At 57.8% G+C, this 23,598-nt stretch carries 24 protein-coding genes; 10 read left to right on the top strand and 14 right to left on the bottom strand.

Annotated features, from left to right (window positions below; genetic code table 11):
* Nucleotides 1-3: 3 nt before the first annotated feature.
* The gene (bcoG, locus tag AC2FGB_RS01740) at nucleotides 4-918 is read right to left on the bottom strand and encodes a 3-dehydrocarnitine:acetyl-CoA trimethylamine transferase BcoG (protein WP_142633428.1); all 915 of its coding nucleotides are present in this window, start codon (nucleotides 916-918) and stop codon (nucleotides 4-6) included.
* A 131-nt stretch (nucleotides 919-1,049) separates the two neighbouring features.
* On the opposite strand from bcoG, the gene AC2FGB_RS01735 reads away from it, so the two are divergent.
* Nucleotides 1,050-2,036 (top strand): GlxA family transcriptional regulator, encoded by a 987-nt coding sequence (locus AC2FGB_RS01735; protein ID WP_142633426.1) that lies wholly within the window; start codon nucleotides 1,050-1,052, stop codon nucleotides 2,034-2,036.
* A 68-nt stretch (nucleotides 2,037-2,104) separates the two neighbouring features.
* Here AC2FGB_RS01735 and AC2FGB_RS01730 read toward each other — a convergent pair whose 3' ends face one another.
* From AC2FGB_RS01730 to AC2FGB_RS01720, 3 genes are read right to left on the bottom strand one after another with little or no spacing between them, the layout of a single operon-like run.
* Nucleotides 2,105-3,151: an aldo/keto reductase gene (locus tag AC2FGB_RS01730; protein ID WP_142633424.1), complete on the bottom strand. Its 1,047-nt coding sequence runs from the start codon at nucleotides 3,149-3,151 to the stop codon at nucleotides 2,105-2,107.
* 29 nt (nucleotides 3,152-3,180) lie between these two features.
* Entirely contained in the window at nucleotides 3,181-3,639 is a 459-nt protein-coding gene (locus tag AC2FGB_RS01725; RefSeq protein WP_271947429.1) for a DNA polymerase III subunit chi, read from the bottom strand.
* 4 nt (nucleotides 3,640-3,643) lie between these two features.
* On the bottom strand, nucleotides 3,644-5,110 hold the full coding sequence (locus tag AC2FGB_RS01720; protein ID WP_142633421.1) for a leucyl aminopeptidase: 1,467 nt from the start codon (nucleotides 5,108-5,110) through the stop codon (nucleotides 3,644-3,646).
* Between the two features lie 246 nt (nucleotides 5,111-5,356).
* Between AC2FGB_RS01720 and lptG the strand changes: the two genes are divergently transcribed.
* The 5 genes from lptG (at nucleotide 5,357) to rsmA (ending at nucleotide 11,749) form a co-directional block, all read left to right on the top strand.
* Nucleotides 5,357-6,457 (top strand): LPS export ABC transporter permease LptG, encoded by a 1,101-nt coding sequence (lptG, locus tag AC2FGB_RS01715; protein WP_142633419.1) that lies wholly within the window; start codon nucleotides 5,357-5,359, stop codon nucleotides 6,455-6,457.
* Entirely contained in the window at nucleotides 6,457-8,619 is a 2,163-nt protein-coding gene (locus tag AC2FGB_RS01710) for an LPS-assembly protein LptD (protein WP_281971986.1), read from the top strand. Before lptG ends, AC2FGB_RS01710 begins: the two co-directional genes overlap by 1 nt.
* Nucleotides 8,610-9,863 carry a peptidylprolyl isomerase gene (locus AC2FGB_RS01705; protein WP_496791747.1) on the top strand — a complete coding sequence of 418 codons (1,254 nt, stop codon included), beginning with the start codon at nucleotides 8,610-8,612 and terminating at the stop codon, nucleotides 9,861-9,863. The genes AC2FGB_RS01710 and AC2FGB_RS01705 overlap by 10 nt, the downstream gene beginning before the upstream one ends.
* A complete protein-coding gene (gene pdxA / locus AC2FGB_RS01700) occupies nucleotides 9,860-10,822 on the top strand; it encodes a 4-hydroxythreonine-4-phosphate dehydrogenase PdxA (RefSeq protein ID WP_496693441.1) in 963 nt (320 codons plus the stop codon). The genes AC2FGB_RS01705 and pdxA overlap by 4 nt, the downstream gene beginning before the upstream one ends.
* An 84-nt stretch (nucleotides 10,823-10,906) precedes the next feature.
* Nucleotides 10,907-11,749: a 16S rRNA (adenine(1518)-N(6)/adenine(1519)-N(6))-dimethyltransferase RsmA gene (gene rsmA / locus AC2FGB_RS01695; protein WP_281994514.1), complete on the top strand. Its 843-nt coding sequence runs from the start codon at nucleotides 10,907-10,909 to the stop codon at nucleotides 11,747-11,749.
* Nucleotides 11,750-11,809: 60 nt separating this feature from the next.
* Here the strand turns inward: rsmA and AC2FGB_RS01690 are convergent, their stop codons facing one another.
* From AC2FGB_RS01690 to prfA, 3 genes are all read right to left on the bottom strand, one after another.
* Nucleotides 11,810-12,385, bottom strand: coding sequence for a DUF4167 domain-containing protein (locus AC2FGB_RS01690; RefSeq protein ID WP_281971982.1), 576 nt, complete (start codon nucleotides 12,383-12,385; stop codon nucleotides 11,810-11,812).
* Between the two features lie 237 nt (nucleotides 12,386-12,622).
* On the bottom strand, nucleotides 12,623-13,468 hold the full coding sequence (prmC, locus tag AC2FGB_RS01685) for a peptide chain release factor N(5)-glutamine methyltransferase (protein WP_496693440.1): 846 nt from the start codon (nucleotides 13,466-13,468) through the stop codon (nucleotides 12,623-12,625).
* Entirely contained in the window at nucleotides 13,465-14,520 is a 1,056-nt protein-coding gene (prfA, locus tag AC2FGB_RS01680; protein ID WP_281971980.1) for a peptide chain release factor 1, read from the bottom strand. Before prfA ends, prmC begins: the two co-directional genes overlap by 4 nt.
* 63 nt (nucleotides 14,521-14,583) lie before the next feature.
* Here prfA and AC2FGB_RS01675 point away from each other — a divergent pair, with 63 nt between their 5' ends.
* The gene (locus AC2FGB_RS01675; RefSeq protein ID WP_496693439.1) at nucleotides 14,584-14,871 is read left to right on the top strand and encodes a hypothetical protein; all 288 of its coding nucleotides are present in this window, start codon (nucleotides 14,584-14,586) and stop codon (nucleotides 14,869-14,871) included.
* Here the strand turns inward: AC2FGB_RS01675 and AC2FGB_RS01670 are convergent.
* From AC2FGB_RS01670 to AC2FGB_RS01655, 4 genes are all read right to left on the bottom strand, one after another.
* On the bottom strand, nucleotides 14,812-15,216 hold the full coding sequence (locus AC2FGB_RS01670) for a DUF1499 domain-containing protein (protein ID WP_496693507.1): 405 nt from the start codon (nucleotides 15,214-15,216) through the stop codon (nucleotides 14,812-14,814). The two genes, AC2FGB_RS01675 and AC2FGB_RS01670, sit on opposite strands and share 60 nt — an antisense overlap.
* Before the next feature lie 69 nt (nucleotides 15,217-15,285).
* Nucleotides 15,286-16,233 carry an agmatinase gene (gene speB, locus AC2FGB_RS01665; RefSeq protein ID WP_496693438.1) on the bottom strand — a complete coding sequence of 316 codons (948 nt, stop codon included), beginning with the start codon at nucleotides 16,231-16,233 and terminating at the stop codon, nucleotides 15,286-15,288.
* Between the two features lie 63 nt (nucleotides 16,234-16,296).
* Nucleotides 16,297-17,262 (bottom strand): agmatinase, encoded by a 966-nt coding sequence (gene speB, locus AC2FGB_RS01660; protein WP_142633391.1) that lies wholly within the window; start codon nucleotides 17,260-17,262, stop codon nucleotides 16,297-16,299.
* A gap of 12 nt (nucleotides 17,263-17,274) precedes the next feature.
* Nucleotides 17,275-18,438, bottom strand: a complete 1,164-nt coding sequence (locus AC2FGB_RS01655) for a M20 aminoacylase family protein (RefSeq protein WP_142633389.1) — start codon at nucleotides 18,436-18,438, stop codon at nucleotides 17,275-17,277.
* Between the two features lie 66 nt (nucleotides 18,439-18,504).
* Here AC2FGB_RS01655 and mazG point away from each other — a divergent pair, with 66 nt between their 5' ends.
* From mazG to AC2FGB_RS01640, 3 genes are all read left to right on the top strand, one after another.
* On the top strand, nucleotides 18,505-19,362 hold the full coding sequence (gene mazG, locus AC2FGB_RS01650; RefSeq protein WP_281994995.1) for a nucleoside triphosphate pyrophosphohydrolase: 858 nt from the start codon (nucleotides 18,505-18,507) through the stop codon (nucleotides 19,360-19,362).
* Nucleotides 19,363-19,425: 63 nt separating this feature from the next.
* Complete coding sequence (locus AC2FGB_RS01645; protein ID WP_496693437.1) at nucleotides 19,426-20,367, top strand: nucleoside hydrolase; 942 nt, start codon at nucleotides 19,426-19,428, stop codon at nucleotides 20,365-20,367.
* A complete protein-coding gene (locus AC2FGB_RS01640) occupies nucleotides 20,364-20,813 on the top strand; it encodes a GNAT family N-acetyltransferase (RefSeq protein ID WP_142633385.1) in 450 nt (149 codons plus the stop codon). Before AC2FGB_RS01645 ends, AC2FGB_RS01640 begins: the two co-directional genes overlap by 4 nt.
* A 52-nt stretch (nucleotides 20,814-20,865) precedes the next feature.
* Here the strand turns inward: AC2FGB_RS01640 and AC2FGB_RS01635 are convergent, their stop codons facing one another.
* The 3 genes from AC2FGB_RS01635 to AC2FGB_RS01625 all read right to left on the bottom strand — a co-directional run bounded on the left by AC2FGB_RS01635 (nucleotide 20,866) and on the right by AC2FGB_RS01625 (nucleotide 23,590).
* Entirely contained in the window at nucleotides 20,866-21,033 is a 168-nt protein-coding gene (locus AC2FGB_RS01635) for a hypothetical protein (RefSeq protein ID WP_185956604.1), read from the bottom strand.
* 273 nt (nucleotides 21,034-21,306) lie between these two features.
* Nucleotides 21,307-22,584 carry a phosphopyruvate hydratase gene (gene eno, locus AC2FGB_RS01630; protein WP_496693436.1) on the bottom strand — a complete coding sequence of 426 codons (1,278 nt, stop codon included), beginning with the start codon at nucleotides 22,582-22,584 and terminating at the stop codon, nucleotides 21,307-21,309.
* Nucleotides 22,585-22,708: 124 nt separating this feature from the next.
* The gene (locus AC2FGB_RS01625) at nucleotides 22,709-23,590 is read right to left on the bottom strand and encodes a DMT family transporter (protein ID WP_496693435.1); all 882 of its coding nucleotides are present in this window, start codon (nucleotides 23,588-23,590) and stop codon (nucleotides 22,709-22,711) included.
* Between the last annotated feature and the right edge of the window lie 8 nt (nucleotides 23,591-23,598).

Genomic DNA, 23,598 nt, shown 5'->3' with positions numbered 1-23,598 from the left:
CGCCTAGCTTTTCGGCGCCCGCTTCACCAAGCCCAGCTTCTCACGCACTTCTGCGGGGCCAATCACGCGCGCACCCATGTTCTCGATGATGCTGCCCGCGCGTTCAACCAGTTGCCAGTTCTCGGCCAGCACGCCTTTGTCCAGCCACAGGTTGTCCTCCAACCCGACCCGTACATTGCCGCCCGCCAGAACCGAGGCGGCCACATAGGCCATCTCGTTCCGACCCAGTGAAAAGGCGCTGAAGGTCCAGTCGTCCGGCACGTTGTTCACCATCGCCATGAAGGTGTTCAGATCGTCCGGCGCGCCCCACGGCACGCCCATGCACAGCTGAACCAGAGCGTTCGGTTCCAAAACGCCCTCTTTCACCAACTGCTTGGCGAACCAAAGATGGCCGGTATCAAAGGCCTCAATCTCCGGCTTTACACCCAGATCGGTCATCATCTGGCCCATCGCGCGCAACGCACCCGGCGTGTTGGTCATCACATAATCGGCCTCGGCAAAATTCATGGTGCCGCAGTCGAGGGTGCAGATTTCCGGCAGGCATTCGGCCACATGGGCCACACGCTCGGTCGCGCCAACCAAATCAGTTCCCGCCTCGGCCAGCGGCAGCGGGTTTTCAATACCGCCAAACACCATGTCGCCACCCATGCCAGCAGTCAGGTTCAGCACGGCGTCGACCTCGGCATCGCGAATGCGATCTGTGACCTCACGATACAGTGCCAGATCACGCGAAGGCGCTCCGGTCTCAGGGTCGCGCACATGGCAATGCACCACCGCCGCCCCTGCCTTGGCTGCAGCTATCGCGCTGTCGGCGATCTGCTTTGGCGAACGCGGCACATGCGGGCTGCGATCCTGCGTCCCACCCGAGCCTGTGACGGCGCACGTAATGAAGACTTCGCGGTTCATTTCCAAAGGCATGGCGTTCTCCCCAGCTTATACCCGGTTAACCCTGAGTTTTCCCCAGGCTTCTCCACGGATTCCGATTTGCTTTCGCCCCCGAGTTTGGCGCAGCTTTGGTCAAACACTTGTCAGAATGCGAATCGAACTTGATGAAATCCGCAAAAAACATATTGCAGCCCGAACATCGTGCCCTGAAAACGGCTGTGCTGGTGCTGGACGAATGCAACACGCTCAGCTTTGCGTCGGCCGTTGATCCAATGCGCGCCGCCAATCGGTTGGCGGATCGTCCGGCCTTTGACTGGGATTATGTGACAGCCACTGCTGAACCGGCCATGCTGACCAGTGCGCTTTCGGTTCCGGGTGTACCTTTGGCCCGGCTGCAATCCTGCGATCTGATGATTGTCGTTGCCGGGTTCCAACTGGCCCGCCATGCCACACCCAGCCTGCTGGCCGGCCTACGCCGCATCGCCAAGACCGGCGCCACAATGGCAGGTATTGATGGCGGTCCCTGGCTGCTGGCCGAGGCAGGCCTGCTGGACGGCCACGCCGCCACCACCCATTGGGAAGATTTGGAGAACTTCTCTGCCCGCTTCCCCGAAGTGGACGTGCGCCCTGACCGGTTTACCGTTTCTGAAGGCCGCCTGACCTCGGGCGGGGCGATCCCAGCGGTCGAGATGATGCTGCATATCATCGCCGCCCGCCATGGCGCCGGATTTGCCGCCCGCGTCTCGGGTCTGTTCCTCTATGACGGTGCGCCTGATCCCACAAAACCACAAAGCCGCACCGGTGCGCCGCACCGCCACACAGCTTTGACCGCCAAAGCCAATACGCTGATGCAATCCGCACTGGACGACCCTATGCCATTGGCAGATATCGCCGAAACCCTGGGCACCAGTTCACGCACCCTGCAACAGCAATTCCGCCTGCGCCTGAACACCACGCCGCAGGACCATTACCTGCAGCTCCGACTGGCCGAGGCGCGCAGATTGGTGACGGACACCGATATGTCACTGATGGATGTGGCTCTGGCGACGGGTTTCGCCTCGCAATCCAGCTTTTCCCGTGCCTTTCGCACAGCGCACGGCCTTTCGGCCCGGGACCTGAGGCAAGACAGGACACAACCCAGCCATCACTAAGCGGATCTGCTTCATCTGGCTGAAATACCTCGGGGGAGGCTCCGCCTGCGGAGACGAGGCCAGCGTCCCTAAAACGGCATAGGATGCGCGCGATGCGCTTCGGTGATTTCAGTCAGAATTTCCCCAGAAAGGCGAAGTTCCTTACCGTCGAGAATATGCCCAAGCTGCGCCACCGTTGTCGCGCCGAAAATGGCCGACATCATGAAGGGCCGCGTCCGGCACCAGGCCAGCGCCATATGGACCGGGTCCAGATCGTGGCGGTCAGCGATCTCTAGATAGGCCGCAACCGCCTCAAATGCCCGTCTGCGATGACGTCCACCCACCTCAGGCACCAATGACATCCGCGAACCCTCGGGCACCATGCCGTTTTGGTATTTCCCGGTCAAAAATCCGGCGGCAAGCGGTGAAAAGGCCATCAGCCCCACATCCTCATGCGCGCTCAGCTCGGCCATATCGGTGTCGAAATGCCGGCACATCAAAGAATACTCATTCTGAACCGATGCCACGCGAGGCGTGCCGGTGGCTTCGGCGATCCGCAACCACTGAGCGGTGCCCCAAGCGCTTTCGTTCGAAAGGCCAAACGCTCGGATATTTCCTTTGTTGACCTGTTCCTTCAGGGCAACAAGGCACTCGTGCATATTGTCCAGAACCTCATCGGTATTGTGCCCCGAAGGCGCATAGGTCCAGTTTTGCCGGAACATATAGCTGCCGCGGTTCGGCCAGTGAAACTGATAAAGGTCGATGCAATCCGTTTGCAGTCGGCGCAAGGAACCTTCGACCGCCTCGGGGATTGTCTGCGGTGAAATCGGTGCGCCATCGCGCGCATGTGCGAACCCTGCCCCAGAATGCTTGGTTGCCAGAACATATTCACCACGCCGTGACGGGTTGGCGGCGTTCCAGTTGCCCAGAATTTCTTCGGTCCGGCCCACCGTCTCTTTCGAGATGGGATTCACCGGATACATCTCGGCGGCATCGACAAAATTAATGCCCCCATCAAGTGCCATGTCCATCTGAGTATGCGCGTCGGCCTCGGATGTCTGCGTACCAAATGTCATCGTACCCAGACACAGGTCTGTCACCATGATTCCAGTACGGCCCAGGGGCTTCATTTCCATCGCTCATTCTCCTGAAATCTGCGGAGGCCCTATGCCTCGGCTTTTTTTTCCCACCGGCCCGATTCCTCGGACCAATATTGCGCCGAACAGCCCGCCCCGGTCAGTGTTTTCCATTGCCCGCGGGCATGTTGGAGAGCCTGATCATCATTCCCATCGAACAGGATGCACACGCGTTCCAGCGCGTTCACTTCCTCGGGTTCAACCGCGGCACCATCAACAGCCATCACGCAAGCCGGATCATTTGCGGCCTCGGCCCCTGTCGTCAGCAATATGGGCTGGTCCCTGTCATGCGGCCCCCCGGTGCGGCCATGTGGCAGGAACCCTTCCTCGGGGCCCTGCCACAGCTTTTCGTCCAACCAATCCATCCGTGCGGGATCAGTTCCCCGCACGGCTATCTTCCACCCGGCCTGCCGTGCCTTGTCCAGCAACACGGGCAAGGTGTTTTCCAGCGGTTGGCGGGTCAGGTGATAGAAATAAACGGCGCCCATTGGATTATTCGAAATTGTCCTGCACGAACCGGCTCAGTGCGCGGACACCCCAACCGGTGGCCCCTTTGGGCGCATAGGATGTCTCGGTTGCAATCGAAGCCACCCCAGCAATGTCCAGATGGATCCAGGGGGTTTCGTCCTTCACGAACCGCTGCAGGAACTGCGCAGCAGTGATGGATCCGGCAGGTCGTCCACCGACATTCTTCATATCGGCGATACGCGATTTCAGCTGCTCGTCATAGGCTTTGCCCAGCGGCATCCGCCATGCGCCCTCATCCTCGGCCCCGGCAGCCTTTAGGAAGGCGTTGCAGAACGTGTCATTGTTCGAAAAGACACCGGCATTCTCATGCCCAAGCCCAATGATGATCGCGCCGGTCAATGTTGCCAGGTCGATCATGCCCACGGGGGCAAACCGCTCTTGCGCGTACCACATCACATCACACAGGACCAAACGGCCCTCGGCGTCGGTATTGATGACCTCGACCGTGTCGCCCTTCATCGACTTGACGACATCGCCGGGGCGCGTGGCATTGCCCGAAGGCATGTTTTCCACTAGCCCGACAAGGCCCACGACATTGGCTTTGGCCTTGCGCTTGGCCAGCGCCCGCATGGTGCCGGCGACCACACCTGCCCCACCCATGTCCATAGTCATGTCTTCCATGCCTGCAGCGGGTTTCAAGGAAATGCCGCCGGTGTCAAACACGACGCCCTTACCCACCAGCGCCAGCGGCGCATCATCCTTGTCGCCTCCATTCCACTGCATCACCACAACCTTGGACGGGCTGACCGAGCCCTGCCCGACGCTTAACAAGGTGCGCATACCCAATTCGGCCAGTTTGTCTTCGTCGAGCACTTCGACGTCCAGGCCAAGTGCCTTCATTTCGGACAAACGATCCGCGAATTCGGTCGTTGTCAGCACATTGGCGGGTTCATTGGTCAGGTCCCGTGTCATCCGAACGCCATCGGCAATCGCATACAGCGGTGCGAATGCGGCTTCGACCTCATCATGTTTCTGATGACTGATTGTTACTGGTCCGGCTTCATCCGAATCTCGGGTTTTATGGGCATCGAAATCATAGCTGCGCAAAACGATCCCCAATGCCAGTTCTTCGGTCCGAGCCTGATTTCCGGCCATGACCAACAAGGGCTGGTGATCAGACAATTTGGCCAGCTTCGCCCCGGCCTTGCGCGCCTCTGCAGCATCGGCACGGCGCGACAGCACGAGAATATCAAGCGCTTCAGCGGCCATTCCGCCTGGCCAGGCAAGAGAGACTACATCGCCGGATTTCACCTTTTCGAACCGGTCGCTTTCGACAAGTCGCGCGACTGCGCCCCGGGTCAGACGGTTGGCGCGGCGTGCGGCTGGGTTCATCTTGCCTTCATCCGAGACAATAATCACGACGCGCCCTTTGGTCTGCGCCATCACGTCCACGTCAAAAGCCTTAAACTGAATTGGAACAAGACTGCTCATTGGGAACTCCTGAAAATCTGTTTCCCAAGACCTAGCCCGCGGCGACCGCATTGACCAGATAGCAGTTTTCCCCGCCGGGCATTTGCATTACAGTCGCGGAAAAAGTTCCGGCAGGGTCGGAGAGCGGGAGGGCGAATTGGCAAATCGGGGCATGCATAGGCCGTTGCGCGCTGGCGCATGTACCGCTGATTCTCTTAACTTCAAGGCCCCCGCTGCAGGCAACGCAGTGATGCCGGGGGCGCGTTTGTGATCCTGGATCGATATTTTGCCCGCCGGTTCACCCAGAGCTTTCTGGTCATTGGCTGTATCTTTTTGACGCTGATGATTCTGATCGATCTGATTGAACAGGTACGGCGCTTTGATGAGGTCGATCTGTCATTTGGCCGGCTTTTGTATCTGACCCTATTGAATACGCCCGCCGCCATCGGTGAGATGCTGCCCCTGCTGATCATCCTGTCCACGATTGCGTTGTTCATCGGATTGGCGCGCAGCTCGGAATTGGTGGTGACGCGCTCGATCGGGCGATCTGGAATTCGCGTCCTGCTTGCACCTGTAACTTTGGCCCTGTTGATCGGAGCCTTGGCGGTTGCGGTGCTTAACCCGTTTGCTGCCGCAACTTCCGAAGAATTCCAACGGCTTTCCGATTCCTACCGTAACCGCACCAGCTCAGCTCTTTCGATCAGCAGTGAGGGTTTGTGGTTACGGCAAGCTACAGAAGAGGGCCAATCGGTTGTCCACGCGCGCCGAACGTCCAACGGTAACACCCTGCTGTTGAAGGACGTCACCATAATAACATTCGACGCGATTGGTCAGCCGACACGCCAGATCTCTGCCAAACAGGCCAAGTTGGAAGACGGTTTTTGGGTTTTACAGGATGCCAAGATCTGGCCGCTTATGAACGGCATCAATCCCGAAGCTGGCTCGAAAGAGCATGATCGTCTGGAGATTCCGACCACCCTGACACGTCAGCGCATTCTGGACAGGCTGGCCAACCAGGATTCGATGTCTGTCTACGATTTGCCCCAGTTGATCCGAGACCTGCGCGAGGCGGGCTTTTCGACCAAGCAATACGAGGTCTGGTTTCAGGTCCAACTGGCAAGACCTCTGTTTCTGGTCGCAATGGTCTTGATTGGCGCGGCCTTTACCATGCGGCATGTCCGGTTCGGCGGCACCGGAATAGCGGTGCTGACGGCTGTGTTACTGGGCTTCGCCATCTATTTCGTCCGTAATTTCGCGCAAATATTGGGAGAAAACGGTCAGTTGCCTATCTTCGTTGCAGCCTGGGCCCCGCCATTTGCGGCCATCCTTCTTTCTCTTGGCCTGCTGTTGCACGCGGAGGATGGCTGATGCGCAAATTCGCTCTGCTATTGCTCTCGGGTGCGGTTGCATTGTCTTTGCCTTCGGGTGTCCTGGCCCAGACTTTGCCGGAACAGGATCAAACGACGGACGCGTCCCAGCAAGAGCCACCAGCCTTACTTGTCGCCGACAAGATTTTCATAACCCCAGAGCGTGTGCTGATCGCAGAGGGCAATGTCGAAGCGTTTCAGGGTGACGTCAAAATGACGGCCAGTCGGATTTTGTACGACCGCGAAAGCGGTGAGCTTACACTGGAAGGACCGATCCGGATTGATCAGGGCAATCGAACGACAGTTCTGGCGGATTCCGCAGAACTCGACCGGGGTTTGCTCAACGGCCTTTTGATCGGCGCCCGAATGGTGTTCGACCAACAGGTGCAAATTGCCTCGGTGCAGGCGACACGTGCTGGCGGCAGATACACCCAGTTCAGCAAAGTCTCGGCGACGTCTTGCCATGTCTGCACGGATGGGCGGCCACCGCTCTGGCAAATCCGTGCCCGCAAGGTGACCCATGATCAGTTGGAACGACAGCTCTATTTCGAAGGTGCGCAATTCCGGGTGCTGGATGTGCCGGTCTTCTATTTCCCTTACCTGCGTCTCCCCGACCCAACGCTGGACCGGGCGACTGGTTTTCTGGTCCCATCGGTCCGCACCACCTCGCAGTTGGGCACAGGCATAAAGGTTCCCTATTTCTTCAAGCTTGGAGATCACAAGGACCTCACGCTGACACCTTACCTTTCCGGTAAGACCAGAACTCTGGGCTATCGCTATCGTCAGGCCTTTAAGAACGGACGGATCAAAATCGAAGGCGCGCATACTCGCGATGACCTTCAACGGGACGAGGCGCGCGGATATTTCTTTACCAACGGCTGGTTTGATCTGCCGGACGACTATCGCCTGACCTTCAACATCCGAACCACGTCCGACGATTCCTATCTGGCTGATTACGGCCTGCCCGACTTTGACCGTCTGCGCAGCGAAATTGCCCTGGAAAGGATCAAGCGCGATACCGCTTTCCGGACCAGCCTAAACCACTATAAAACCTTGCGAGATAGCGAGGATCAGGATCAGATTCCTTCTCGCATCTTCGACCTGAACTATCGCAAACGCTTCTTCCCGGCAGCTGTCGGAGGAGAGGTGCGGATGGCTTTCATCGGCCATGCCCATGAAAGAACGAGCAATGAGGACGTTATCGGGCGCGATGTTGCCCGAGCGACCTTCGATACCGAATGGCTGCGCAGCTGGATACTGGGCTGGGGGCTGCGTGCAGATGCCCAAGTAGGCGCGTCAATCGACACGTTCAATATCCGCCACGACAGCGCCTATCCCGATCAGGTGACCCGCACGACCCCGCGTGCCGCACTGACGCTGCGCCTTCCAATGACTCGCCGCGAGGCGTCGGGCGCAACCCAGTTGCTGGAACCCATCGCGCAGATCGGGTGGACGCATGTCTCCGACAATGATGTTCCTATCGACGAAAGTACGTTTCAGGAGTTTGACCAGGGTAACCTGTTATCCCTGTCCCGATTCCCTGCCGAGGACAGGCGCGAAGATGGAGTCAGCGGCGTTGTTGGGATGAATTGGGCGCGTTATGGCTCCAGGGGCTGGCAAGCGCGTGCCACGATCGGTCAGGTCTTTCGTGCGGATGCTGATCCCGACTTTAACCTTACATCGGGCCTTCAGGGCACTTCGTCCGATGTGTTGATCGCCGGTCAACTTGAAACGCCCAATGGGTGGTCTCTGGCCGGGCGAGGTTTGGTGAACGGAGATTTCAGCTTTGCCAAGGCCGAGCTGCGTGCAGCATGGCAAAAGGAAACAACGGCCCTCAGCGGAAGCTATGTCTGGCAAGAACCCGATCCCGCAGAAAATGTCGACGATGAGATTTCTGAGATCTGGTTGCGCGGGCGGTACGACATCGATCAGAACTGGCAAACCCGTGCTCAGGCGCGGTATGACCTGAGCGAATCTGAACCGATCAGATATGGGTTGGGTATCACGTACCGGAACGAGTGTGTTCAGGTTAACATGTCGGTCAGCAGGCGCTATACCTCGTCATCAAGTATTGAGCCTTCGACCGAATTCGGCTTTACCGTAGCTCTGACAGGATATTCTGTCGAAGGTGGCGGCAAACAGTACAAGAGAAGATGCAGTTGATAACAGGTTTTTCACGTTTCTTTCGTTCCAGCCATATCGGGCTGGTTGCTCCGGCACTGGTTGCAGTTTCGATTGCCATAGCACCTGTAAAGGCAGTGGCGCAGAACCTGTTCTCGCCTGCCATAAAGGTCAATCAAGACATCGTGACCTGGTATGAGCTGGAACAGCGCCTGCAATTCCTGTCGATTCTGGGTGTTCCCGGCGCAACCGAGGAAGACGTGCGCAAAGCTCTGATAGACGACCGCCTGCGCAAACAGGCGATGCGCGACGCTGGAATCGTGGTCGCCCCCGAAGACGTTCAGGTTGGAATAGACCAATTTGCAGCCCGCGGTCAGCTTTCGAGCGACGAATTCCTGCAGCTTCTGGCGGATGCCGGTGTTGACCGTGAGACGGTTCGGGATTTCATCGAGGATCAGATTTCCTGGCGTGAATTCGTCAGCGCGCGTTTTCTGTCGCAGGCGAGACCATCGGAAGACGAGATCAATCGCGCACTTGGACAATCTGGAAGTGGTGGCCTGCAAGTCCTTCTTTCGGAAATCATTATTCCTGTGAACCAACAAAACCTGCCACAGGTTCAACTGCTGGCCGAAGAGATCGCCTTGATCGAGGGCTTTGATTCCTTTTCAACCGCCGCAACACAGTACTCGGCGGCCGGAACTCGCACCAATGGGGGGCGCCTTGACTGGTTGAACTTGACCGATCTGCCCCCGGCGCTGCAGCCGGTCATCATCGGGCTCAAAAATGGTGACATCACCCAGCCCATTCCGCTGCCCAATGCCGTTGCACTGTTTCAGATGCGCGGTTTGCGTGAGACCGCTGCGAGTACGCCCACCTATTCCGAGATCGACTATGCTGTCTATTACATGCCCGGTGGTCGTAGCGCGGAAACACTGGCCGCAGCCGAAAAGCTGAAAGAAGAAATAGACACTTGCGATGATCTGTACGGTATCGTGCAAAACAAGCCAGCAGAAGTCTTAGAGCGGAATGTCAGCAAACCGTCGGAAATCCCGCGCGATATCGCATTGGAACTAGCCAAACTGGACCTGAACGAAGTTTCAACCACGTTGACCCGTAACAACGGCCAAACACTGGCTTTTGTGATGTTGTGCACACGTACCCGCAACCTTGGCGAAGAGACAACGCGTGCAGATGTCGCCAATGCTCTGACCCAGCAAAGGCTGCAAACACTTGCAGAAAGCCTGTTGGGGCAAATGCGTGCCGACGCAACTATTGTTGAACAATGAAGCCAATCGCGCTCAGCTGCGGCGACCCGGCCGGAATTGGGCCCGAGATCGCCGCAAAAGCCTGGGCCAGCCTTAGAACCACCTGCCCTTTCTTCTATATTGGCGATGCCGCGCATTTGCCGCCCGAGACACCGTCGGTACAGATCAGCGACGCCTCTCAGGCGGTCGAGATCTGTGGCTCTGCCCTGCCCGTACTGCAACTGGACTTTCCAGCCCCCAACCGGTCTGGGCACCCTAATCCAGCCAACGCCAGATCAGTTGTCACTGCCATTGAAACCGGCGTGGCGCTGGTTCAGTCCGGTTCTGCATCGGCGCTATGTACCGCACCGATCCACAAGAAAGCACTTATCGACGGGGCAGGTTTCTCATTCCCCGGCCATACTGAATTTCTGGGCGCCTTGGCTGGGTCCCAACGTGCTGTGATGATGCTGGCGAGCGACCAGCTGCGCGTTGTACCAGCAACCATCCACATCCCGCTCTCACGCGTTCCTTGCGAGCTTACGCCCGAGCTTTTGCGGGAAACCATCGAAATCACCGCCCAGGGACTACAATCACAGTTCGGTATTGCCACCCCGCGGATAGCCGTCGCGGGCCTCAACCCGCATGCCGGTGAAGGCGGCAAGATGGGACAAGAAGAACTGGACTGGATTGCGCCGCTGATCGCGGAGCTGCCCCGCAAAGAGTATACCGTAACCGGCCCGCACCCCGCGGATACATTGTTCCACGCCGCAGCGCGCGCGCGCTATGACGCCGCCATCGCCATGTATCACGATCAGGCTCTGATTCCGATCAAGACGCTGGATTTCGATCGCGGTGTGAACGTCACACTAGGCCTTCCATTTATCCGAACCTCACCCGATCACGGGACTGCACTGGACATTGCGGGGCAAGGCCTTGCAAACCCGACCAGCCTGATCGAAGCGCTGAAACTTGCCCAGCAGATGGCACAAAGCTCTTGATCCTTCAGCGGGCTGTAAATATCCCGGCCAGAGGTAAAAATTCTCTGGCGCTCTCCTATCAAACCGCGCCACGGTGATCGGATCATGAGCACTATCGACAACCTTCCCCCTCTGCGCGAGGTTATCGCCTCGCATCAACTCTCGGCTCGCAAGTCGCTAGGCCAGAACTTTTTGTTGGATCTGAACCTGACCGCCAAGATCGCGCGGCAGGCCGGAGATCTTGCGGAATGCGATGTTCTGGAAATCGGCCCCGGCCCCGGCGGGCTGACCCGTGGGCTACTTTCAGAAGGTGCGCGCAAGGTTGTTGCAGTTGAAAAGGACACCCGCTGTATCGCTGCCCTAAACGACATCGCCGCCGCCTATCCCGGCAAGCTTGAGGTCATCAACGGTGACGCGCTTGAGATTGATCCGCTTACGCATCTGACCCCTCCGATCCGTGTGGCGGCGAACCTGCCCTATAACGTCGGCACCGAATTGCTGGTCCGCTGGCTGACCCCGCCGCAATGGCCTCCGTTCTGGCAAAGCCTGACCCTGATGTTTCAGCGCGAAGTGGCGGAACGGATCGTCGCCCAGCCCGGCGGAAAAGCCTATGGCCGCTTGGCCATCCTTGCCCAATGGCGGGCCGACGCGCGCATCGCCATGTCACTGCCACCCGGCGCGTTCACCCCGCCCCCCAAGGTTTCAAGCGCTGTGGTCCACCTGACCGCCCTGCCGCAACCACGATATCCGGCTGACTCTGCCACCCTGTCCCGCGTGGTTGCCGCCGCATTTAATCAGCGCCGCAAGATGCTGCGGGCTTCACTGAAAGGCGTCGCACCCGATATCGAAGACCGCCTGATAGCCGCAGGGATCAAACCCACCGAACGTGCGGAACAAGTGCCTTTAGAAGCGTTCTGCGCATTGGCCCGCGAAGTCAAAAGATCCTGAAACAAAAAAATCCCTGCAGTCTAACAGATCGCAGGGTTTTTCTTTTCTATACTGGCTGATTTACTCTGCCGCTTCAGGCGTATCACCGTTGCCGGAGGGCGTGTCCTCAGTCGCAGCAGGTGCGGCTTTGGGCTTGCGCGCCCGAGGCCGACGGGCCGGTTTTTCTTTTTTCTCGGCCTCTTCAGGGCTTTTGCTTTCAGGCGTTTCTACAAGCCCGGATTCCGGAGCAGCTGCGTCAGCGGCAAACCCCATCACATCAGGTTGAGGTGCCTCAGCGGGATCCGACTGGCGGACGGTTTCGCGTTCCTGACGCTCGGCACGCTCACGATCTCGTTCAGCCTGGCGTTCGCGATTCTGACGCTCTTGCTCCTCACGGCGTGCATCCATTTCACGCTGAGCTTCGCTAAGCAAACGCAGGTAATGTTCGGCGTGCTGCTGAAAGTTTTCGGCAGCTACACGGTCGTTAGACAACTGAGCATCGCGTGCAAGCTGATTATATTTATCAATAATCTGTTGCGGCGTGCCACGCACTTTGCCCTCTGGGCCCGAACTGTCGAAAACTCGGTTTACGACGTTGCCGCCAGAAGGACGATTGCGGTTATTCTTTGCCCGAGAGCGGGATTTGGAAGATCTCATCTACTTTAGTCAGCCTTGTCGTTCGCTGCCGATCAGTTCGCGTCTTGCACTGCTCAAGGGCTTAGCTATGACACGATGTCGGCTTTTTTGGGCTTGGCGTCAGGGGCCCGCTGTAACAGCGTCAACCTCTCTGACTACACCTGAGTAAACACGTCCAGAGCGTGCAGACAAGAGGTTTGTCCCAATTTTTGTACCTTTTTTATATCAATCGGCGCATTTCGGCCTCAGAACGTTCCGTCATGAAGGCATTCTGGCGAAAACGACGCGGTCGCGACCATCCAGATCGGGAATGATCCGTACGTCTACCAATCCTGCTGCGTCGAACAAAGATGCGACGCTCTGCCCTTGCTCGGGTCCGATTTCGACAAGTAACCGACCATGGGGCAATAGAAAATCCGGGGCGGCGGCAGCAATCCTGCGGTAGGCCCCCAAGCCGTCACCTTCGTCTGTCAATGCCATCCGCGGCTCATGGTCCCGCACTTCAGGTGCCAGGGTGTCCATTTCCGGAAGGGAAATATAGGGCGGGTTTGAAACAATCAGGTCAAATTTTGCTTCAATGTTTCCAAACCAATCGGAATGCTTAATTTCGATCCGGTTCTGAACATCGTGTTGCACGGCATTTGCACTGGCCTGTAGGCAGGCCGCCTCGCTCAGATCCACACCAATACCCGATGCACTGGTGCGTTCGGCTAGCAATGTGATCAGGATGCACCCCGATCCAACCCCCAGATCGAGGAAATGGTCAAAGGGTTCGCTCAGCGCGGCCTCGATCAGAACCTCTGTTTCCGGGCGCGGATCTAGCACGTCCCGGCTAACTTTGAACCGACGGCCGTAAAACTCACGTTCCCCCAACAGATGAGAAACGGGCACACGAATGGCCCGAAGCGAGATCAGTTGTTCGTATCGTTCAGCAATATCCGGTAAAAGCTCTTCGGGTGTAATCAGTGTCACGCGACTTGCTTCGATCCGGGCGGCGTGGGCCAGTAGAACCCGCGCATCCCGCGCCGGATCAGCCACACCAGCCGCACGCAATCTTGCCGTAGCAGCCACCATGGCCTGAGCCGCTGTCTGGCCGCCGGTCATTGCGCCATCTCGGCCAGGAGACGCGCCTGATCATCCGCGGTCAATGCGTCGATTACCTCATCCAGATCGCCCTGCATCACCTGATCCAACTTATACAGCGTCAGATTGATCCTGTGGTCCGTCATGCGGCCTTGCGGAAAATTATAGGTCCTGATCCGTTCCGACCGGTCGCCAGACCCGACCTGGTTCGCCCGATCTGCCGAGCGTTCGCTGTCAATCCGCTGACGCTCCTGATCATAGAGTCGGGTCTTCAGAACCTGCATCGCGATCTCGCGATTGCGGTGTTGGGATTTCTCGGAGCTGGTCACCACAAGCCCGGTGGGCAAGTGTGTAATCCGCACGGCCGAATCGGTGGTGTTCACGTGCTGCCCACCCGCACCCGAGCTGCGCATCGTGTCGATACGGATATCATTGGCGTCGATCTGAATATCGACATCCTCGGCCTCGGGCAGAACCGCCACGGTCGCCGCCGAGGTATGAATGCGCCCGCCACTTTCGGTCTCCGGCACCCGCTGCACCCGGTGAACGCCAGATTCGTATTTCAAACGGGCAAAGACGTTGTCGCCTTTGATATGGGCAACCACCTCTTTGATGCCGCCTAGATCCGACGCCTGCTCCTCGATAATCTCGAATTTCCAACCGCGCGCTTCGGAATACCGCTGATACATGCGCAGCAGGTCGCCCGCAAAAAGCGCGGCCTCATCACCGCCGGTTCCAGGACGGATTTCCAGCATGGCCGGGCGCGCATCGGCTGCATCCCTAGGCAACAAGGCCAGTTGCAGGGCGTGTTCGGCACCGGGAATTTGGGCCTGCAGGTCGGGGATTTCCTCCTCGGCCAGCTCCCTCATATCGGGATCGGCCAGCATCGCCTCGGCCTCGGCAAGGTCAGTGACCAGCTGGCGCCATGCCATGATCTGATCGACCACGGGCTTGAGGTCCGAATATTCCTTGGCCAGCACAGCAATATCGCCGCCCAAAGCACCATCTGCCATGGCTGCTTCGAGGTATTGGAATCGCTGAGTTATCTGTTCAAGGCGTTCTTCGGGGATCATCCGGGCGGTGTCTCTTAATCCGGGGCTATGGTCAAGGGCTGTCCGTATGCTAAGCTGCCCCGCATGAGACGGTTGGTTCTGGTTCTATCGCTTTTTGCGACGCCCGTGATGGCCGATGTCGTCGGTCCCGGCGGCAAGGTACAGGACTGCTATTGCACTGACAAATCCGGGTCACGCGTTGAATTGGGCGAGATGATCTGCCTGCAGGTCGACGGTCGCATTTTCACTGCACAATGTCAGATGTCACTGAACGTTCCGATGTGGCGCGAGGTACAGGAAGGATGCCTGTCCTCAGGGCTGCATCCGCGCGAGCCAGCCATCAACACGGTTTCGGTTTACCCCAAAATCTGAGCGTCCAAAGCGCAACCTGCCATAGATGCGCAGTGTATCGCCGTTCTGCTGGGCGGTTGTGTAATCTGGAAAACCTATCACTTTTGTACGGGTGATATAGGTGACCATCCCTTCATCAACTGACCCGGCCAGAACCTTTGTACGCGGAGCGGACGCAGCGATTTCGTTCAACTGCGCCAACCCGTCCGGCCCCGTTTCAAGTACTCGCACGACGCCACCACGGAGGTCCCTTTTCGCGTCGCCGACAGGGGCATTGTGCCAGATGGCGGGATCAGACGGCGCAAACCGTATATACGCCCCCACAAGGACAATCAGACCCGCAATCAGCCACAGCGTCATTTTCATCTTTTCCACTCTGTTAGATTGCGGGACCATATGCAGTTCCGCATAGCAAACAAGAGACTGCCGTGATCCCTACCGTGACGTCACGCCTGGCAATATGCACAGCAGTTCAAACAGCAGATTGGCAGCGGTCAGCGCCGTATTGCCAGAGGGATCATACGGCGGAGAAACCTCGACCAGATCACACCCAACCACATTGGCCCCGCCCAGGGCATGGATCAGTTGCAACGCTTGCGGTGTGGTTAACCCGGCGATCTCGGGCGTGCCGGTTCCGGGGGCGAAGGACGGGTCCAGACTGTCGATGTCATAGGTGATATAGACCGGATGATCCCCGATCTCATTGCGTATCTGCGCGCCCATGACCGTCAGGTTCTGCTGCCAAAGCTCCCATGCGGGGTATTGGCGAAAGCCCCACCCTTTGGCCTCGGTAAAGTCCGATGCCGCATAGCCAGAGCCTCGGATGCCGATCTGAAAGGTTTTGTCCGGCACGATCAGCCCTTCTTCATAGGCGCGCCGGAAAACGGTGCCGTGGGTTTCTTTTTCCCCAAACATCTCATCATTCACATCCGCATGAGCATCCACATGCACCAGCGCCACAGGCCCGTGTTTCGCGGCTATGGCCCGCAGGATCGGCAAGGTGATCGAGTGATCGCCCCCCATCGCCACAGGTGCCACACCCTGCGCCAGAATCGCGTCATAGCTTTCCTTGATGATCCTTAGGCTGTCGGACAGCGAAAAGGTGTTGATCGCCAGATCGCCGATGTCGGCGATTTGCAGGCTGTCGAAGGGGGCCGCAAAGGTGGCCATATTGTAAGGCCGCAGCATCGCACTTTCGCTGCGGATCTGTTTCGGTCCGAACCGTGTCCCCGAACGCCAAGAGGTGCCAATGTCCATCGGTATGCCTATTACGGCCACATCCACTCCGGCCAACGTATCCGCCTGCGGCAGGCGCATAAACGTGTTTGGGCCGGAAAAACGCGCCAGATCGTTACCGCTGATTGGTTGGTTGAATAGTGTCATGCCGTTATGTCTTCCGTCCTGCCCTGCTGCTAACCTGATACCGGAAAGATGGCTAACCAAAGGTTAAGGCTTCAGCTTGTTCCATCCCAGCAGGCAAATGATTTGCGTCGCCACATGTGCGCCTGCAATCGCTGTCGCACCTGAGGTGTCATAGGGCGGCGAAACCTCGACCACGTCCCCGCCTTTGATGTTAATCCCAGCAATGTCGCGCAGGATGATCTGGGCCTGAATCGAACTCAGTCCACCCCAGACCGGCGTTCCCGTGCCAGGCGCAAAGGCCGGGTCCAGACCGTCGATATCGAAGCTCAGGTAAACCGGGTTGTCACCAAGAATGCCTTTGATCTTTTGCGCCACGGCGGCGGGACCGGACTCGTACACCTCCCGAGCGTCAATGATGTTGACCCCCAAAGTATCTTCGTTCGTCGTACGAATACCCACCTGAACGGAACGCTTAGGGTCCACTATCCCTGATTTGACCGCCTTGTAGAACATGGTCCCATGATCCACGCGGGACATGTCGTCGTCAGCCCATGTATCCGTATGCGCATCAAATTGCAGCAAGGACATTGGCCCGTATTTCTCGGCATAGGCCTTCAGGATCGGAAAGCTGATATAGTGGTCCCCACCAAGCGTCACCGAGGCCACGTCAGCGTTGAGAATTGTGCGAATGTGGTCCGTCAATGTGTCCGGAAAGGCAGGTATATTGGCGTAGTCATAAGCCATGTCCCCATAATCCACGATTGCCAATTCGCTTAGCGCATCAAACGGCCAGCCATAAGGCTCATCCGGGGATTGCAACGTGCTGGCCTCGCGGATGGCGCGTGGCCCAAGACGCGTACCGGGGCGGTTCGTCACCGCCTGATCAAATGGCACGCCGGTTACGGCGATATCGATCCCGGTCAGATCCTTGGTATACAAGCGGCGCAAAAATGACATCGCCCCCCCGAAAGTATTCTCGTACGAGACGCCTTTCAGTTCAGGATTGGTAAACGCCTCATCGACGAAATTCTTTGAATCTTCCAGTGCCATGTCTTTCTCCTGTCAGCCCAAAGGCTGGGCCTTTTCGACGATCCGCGCAAAGAAAGACGCCCCAACCGGCGCGATGTCGTCGTTGAAGTTGTATTTCGGATGATGCAATCCGGCCCCCTCGCCTTGCCCCAGAAACAGGTAAGCGCCGGGGCGCGACTGCAGCATGTATGAAAAATCCTCGGCCCCCATCATCGCGTCGACATTGGTCATCACGCGATCTGCACCGGCAACATCACGCGCGATTTCTGCGGCAAAACCAGTCTTGTCGGCGTCATTGATTGTTGCAGGATAGTTGACCTCATAGTCCAGCCGCGCTTCGACACCATAGGATTGGGCTTGTCCTTGTACGATCTGTTCCATCCGCTCCATCACCATTTTCTGCACAGTCGGATCAAAAGTGCGCACAGTGCCGTTGATAAAGGCGGTATCGGGGATCACGTTGTTCACGGTGCCGGTATGGATTTGCGTGACCGAGATCACCAGACTGTCCAAAGCATAGTTGTTACGACTGACGATGGTCTGAATCGCCTGGGCGATACCGCAGGCCGCCATCACCGGATCCCGGGTTTCATGCGGCATGGCACCATGGCCACCAAGGCCCTGAATGTGAACTTCGAACGTATCAACAGCAGCCATGATCGGCCCGGGGGTTGTCTGAAAGGATCCTTCGGGAATTCCAGGCGCATTGTGCAATGCATAGATTTGGGAAATGTCGAACCGGTCCATGATCCCCTCTTCGACCATGACGCCCGCGCCACCACCCTCTTCTTCGGCCGGTTGAAAGATCAGCGCCACGCGTCCACGGAAATTTCGGGTTTCCGCCAAATAGCGCGCCGCGCCCAACAACATCGTGGTGTGCCCGTCATGACCGCAGGCATGCATGTTTCCGGGCTTGGTTGATTGGTACGCGACCCCTGTTTCCTCGGGGATAGGCAAAGCGTCCATATCAGCGCGCAGACCTATCGTCGGCCCCTCACCCTGGCCATTGATGATCGCAACGATCCCAGTAGTGGCGATCCCTTGGTGCACCTCATCCACATCGAACTCACGGAGTCGATCAGCGACAAAGGCCGCGGTTTCGTGGCATTCGAATGCAAGCTCGGGGATCGTATGCAGATGCTGGCGCCATGCGGCCATATCGGCAGAGAAATCGGCAATTCTGTTGACGACGGGCATCTGGGGTGGACTCCTGATCGTGACTGCGGAATGGATGCATCTGACACCGGAACGAAAGGGTTCGCAATGGCCGAAAATCCTCTGATCCTTGACAGCGATGCTGGCATCGAACGCTTGTTAGAGATCATGCGCCGACTGCGCGACCCTCAAACTGGCTGCCCATGGGATATTGAGCAGGATTTCGGCACGGTCGCTCCTTATACGATCGAAGAGGCTTATGAGGTCGCTGATGCCATCGAACGTGAGGCTTATGATGAGCTGAAGGGCGAACTTGGGGATCTGCTGTTCCAGTCTGTCTTTCATGCACAAATGGCCGAAGAAGCCGGGCATTTCACCTTTCAGGACGTGGTGCGCACCATGTCGGACAAGATGGTCGCCCGGCACCCGCATGTCTTTGGCGACGAATCCCGCGACAAATCGGCAGAGCAGCAAACACTGGACTGGGAAGCCATCAAAGCAGCCGAACGTGCTGGTAAAGAACAACAAGGCGCGTTGGACGGTGTCGCCGCCAACCTACCCGCCCTGCTGCGTGCTCTCAAATTGCAGAAACGTGCCGCCCGTGTTGGATTCGACTGGCCCGATGCCAGCCATGTGCTGGCCAAGATTACCGAAGAGGCTGCCGAGCTCGAAGAGGCACGCGACCGCATGGATGCGGATGCGTTAGAGGATGAGTTCGGCGATCTGCTATTCGTTATGGTCAATCTGGGCCGCCATCTTGGGGTCGAGCCCGAGACCGCCCTGCGTCGGACCAACGCCAAGTTCACCCGCCGGTTCGAACAGGTCGAGTCGCGCCTGGCTGCACGGGGGAAAACCCCAACGGAAAGCACGCTGGAAGAGATGGACGCGCTTTGGGACGAGGTGAAGATCGAGGAACATCGGGCCAATGGCAAACTCCCGCCGGCAAAGGCCGAGGCCGGAACGTAAAACCGCTAGACAAGCTCTCGGACACTTGCGAGTGTCCCACCTTCACGACCTCCGGAGACGATCATGCCCGCTCGCAAAATCATTATAGACACCGATCCGGGACAGGACGATGCCGTCGCCATTCTGCTGGCGCTTGCCAGCCCCGACGAAATTGAGGTTTTGGGCATTACCGCAGTCGCTGGCAACGTACCCTTAGAGCTGACAGCCAAAAACGCGCGTATTGTCTGCGAACTGGCTGGCCATACCCAGACCCCCGTCTATGCCGGATGCGACCGCCCGTTAGAGCGCCCCCTGATCACTGCGGAGCATGTGCATGGCAAAACTGGCTTGGATGGGCCGGTTCTGCCGGATCCGCAGATGCCGCTGTCCGAAGGACATGCCGTCGATTTCATCATCGACACGTTGCGCGCGCATGAACCAGGCTCCGTTACGCTCTGCCCCCTTGGGCCATTGACCAACATCGCCACAGCGTTCCGCAAAGCGCCTGACATCGTGGATCGGGTTCAAGAGATCGTTTTGATGGGAGGGGCATATTTCGAAGTTGGAAACATCACCCCAACCGCCGAATTTAACATTTACGTCGATCCAGAAGCCGCTGATATTGTGTTCAAATCTGGACGTCCCGTTGTGGTGATGTCGCTTGATGTCACGCATAAAGCTCTGGTGACCAAGACGCGCAACGATGCCTTCCGTAGAATTGGAAACAAGGCCGGTGTCGCGGTGGCCGAGATGACCGATTTCTTTGAAAGGTTCGACAAAAACAAATACGGCTCGGAAGGTGCTCCGCTACACGACCCTTGCGTGACTGCCTATCTAATCAAGCCCGAACTGTTTACCGGGCGGCTGGTGAATGTCGAGGTCGAGACCCAATCAAAGCTGACCCTGGGCATGACAGTTGCCGATTGGTGGGGTGTTACCGACAGAAAACCCAACGCCCTGTTCATCGGAGAAATTGACGCTGGCGGGTTTTTTGATCTGCTCACGGATCGGCTGGCCCGACTATGAGCGCCGCACTTCGCCTTGCTCGCCCCGAGGATCTGGAACGTCTGGTTGGTCTGGTCGCCGCCTTTCACGCCGAAGAAGGCATTACCCAGGATGCCGATCAGACGCGCAATGCGCTTGCCCCTCTTCTCGAGGGAATACCTTTTGGGTGCATCTACCTGATTGGCCCCGGTCGCGCACCCTTGGGCTATGTCATCCTGACCTTTGGGTGGTCGGTTGAATTCGGCGGCATGGATGGATTCGTGGATGAGATCTATATTCGTCCTGCCGTGCGAGGGCGCGGAATTGCGTCTGAAGTCTTGCTGGATTTGCCCAAGGCGTTGGCGAGCGCGGGGCTCACAGCCTTGCATCTTGAAGTCGATCGTACGAACGAGACGGCACAGAAACTGTATCTACGCACAGGTTTCAAGCCTCGTGACCGCTATATGCTGATGAGCAAAACCCTTTGATCCATTTCTGTGTGGCTGAACAACAAGGCCACCCGCGAAAGATTGACAGACCCTACCGGGCCTCACCGCGACGGATGTAAACCGGAGCTTCAAGGTTTGCCACTGGATCGTCAGGGGACACTGCCGTACCGGTGATCGGATATGTTCCAGGCTCTGAGCAAGCAACCAGAAATACAGTGCTGAGTGCAGACGCTACCAGAAGAAGTTTCGAACCATTCATAGTGTTCCCCTTATCTGTTATTTCAATATGATACGAATGCGCACTACAGAACAAAAAGGAAAAAGTTCACACATAAGGGCCGCCAGCGCAGGAGCCCTATATAAGCCATTAATATATATAGATAATACTATTCATAACCTCCCAAGTTTCTTCTGACCCAATCATGCTAAAGTGCCGGTTTGAGATTTAGACATGGGCCAAACCTACAATCCAACACAAAAAAGCCCGGCCCATTTCCACAGGCCAGGCAATCAAGATTCAGGCTTACAGGTTTCAGCGCTTGAGGATTGAGGCCCCTGCGTATTCGGCAATCTCACCCAGAGATTCTTCGATACGGATCAGTTGATTATACTTGGCTAACCGATCTGACCGCGCCAGTGATCCGGTTTTGATCTGACCGCAATTCGTGGCCACTGCCAGATCGGCAATCGTGGCATCTTCGGTCTCGCCCGAGCGGTGCGACATCACATTGGTATAGCGTGCGCGATGGGCCATATCGACGGCGCGCAGCGTCTCGGTCAGCGTTCCGATCTGGTTCACCTTGACCAGCATCGAGTTGGCACAACCGCGTTCAATCCCTTCCGCCAGTCGCGTGGGGTTGGTGACGAACAGATCGTCGCCCACCAGTTGCACCTTGTCGCCGATGGCGTCGGTCAGGGCCTTCCAGCCGTCCCAGTCATCCTCAGACATACCGTCTTCGATTGAGATGATCGGATAGTCGTTGACCAGAGCGGCCAGATAGTCGGCATTTTCTTCCGAGGTCAGGCTCTTGCCCTCACCGGACAGGACGTATTTGCCGTCTTTGTAATACTCGGTCGCGGCGCAGTCCAAAGCCAGATGGATTTCCTCACCCGGCTTGTAGCCCGCCTTTTCGATGGATTTCAGAATGAAATCCAGTGCCTCGCGCGTGCTGGCGATGTTGGGGGCAAAGCCGCCCTCGTCGCCGACACCTGTGGCAAGACCTGCCGACGACAGCTCTTTCTTCAGAGTATGGAACACCTCGGACCCCATGCGCACCGCGTCGCGGATATTCGCGGCCGAGGTCGGCATGATCATAAATTCCTGAATGTCGATCGGGTTGTCGGCATGTTCGCCACCGTTGATGATATTCATCATCGGCACGGGCAGGATACGGGCCGAGGTGCCGCCGACATAGCGAAACAGCGGCTGTGTGGTGAAATCCGCTGCCGCCTTGGCCGTTGCCAGCGAAACGCCCAGAATAGCGTTTGCGCCCAGACGGCCTTTGTTCTCGGTGCCGTCCAGTTCGATCATAGTCTGGTCGATCGCCACCTGCTCGGTCGCGTCGAACCCAACCAGTTCTTCGGCGATCTCACCATTTACGGCGGCAACCGCTTCGAGCACGCCCTTGCCCATATAGCGCGATTTATCACCATCACGCTTTTCGACCGCCTCATAGGCGCCGGTCGAGGCACCCGACGGGACGGCGGCACGGCCCATGGTGCCGTCTTCCAGGATCACGTCCACTTCGACGGTCGGGTTGCCCCGGCTGTCCAGAATTTCGCGTGCATGGATGTCGATGATGGTGCTCATGAGGCCCGTCCCTGTGGCTGCAATCAGTTGCCAGCCTCATATCAGTACAGGGCAAAAAGTAAACCACTCATGTTATCGCTAACACAGGTCTGAGGGCGTGTTTGCGCAAACCTGCGACGATCCGTCAGGCCGCGACAGCCAGTGACCGCGCCAAGCGCCGTTCGCGCAGGAAGGTATAAAGCCCCGACCCCAGGATCAGCGAGGCACCGGCAACCGTCATCATATCCGGGCGCTCGCCGAACATCAGCATTCCGGCTGCAATGGAGAACACCAGTCGAGTGTAACGGAACGGGGTCAGGGCCGAGGCATCGCCAATCCGCATCGCGCTTACGATACCGTAATACCCTAGCACTCCAAACCCAATCGCGCCAAGGAACGGCCCGAATTCCGACTGGCTCATGGCAACGACCGGCTGGCCAGCCATTGAGATCAGCACCAGACCAGCAAGCGTCACCGCTCCGTAAGCCTGCATCGCCACCACGGCTGAGGCCACGCGTGCGTCCAGTCTGCGTGTGATCAGATCGCGGGCGGCAATGGCCACAACGCTGGCCACCACGAACAGGGTTTCCGGCTGGAACCCGTCCAGCCCGGGACGGATGATCATAAGGACACCGATGAAGCCGACGCCGATGGCGCTCCACCGTCGCCAGCCAACCTGCTCACCTAGAAACAGCGCGGCCCCCATGGTCACGACCAAGGGCATGGCCTGAAACACCGCCGCAACCGTCGACAAATCGACCAGAGACAGCGCGGTCACAAACGCCACGGCCCCCAGCCCTTCGCAGAGCGCGCGGATCAGGGGCAAGCTCTGCCACGCGGCGGCATCAAAGATGTGTTTGCGGGTGAACAGGGCCATCGCTGCGAAAACCAAACCACAGGCAAGGCCCAGAATGACCATGATCTGCCCCGTCGGCACGGTGACCGACAGGTGCTTGATGAACATATCCTCAAGAGCAAAAGCCGCCATTGCGCCGACGACCAGCAAAATGCCGTTCACGTTGTTCATAGTTTTGT

The sequence above is a fragment of the Ruegeria sp. CDSC021 genome (assembly GCF_059610845.1).
Note: the sequence above shows the minus strand (reverse complement) of the source record. Positions and strands in the feature narration are given on the sequence as shown.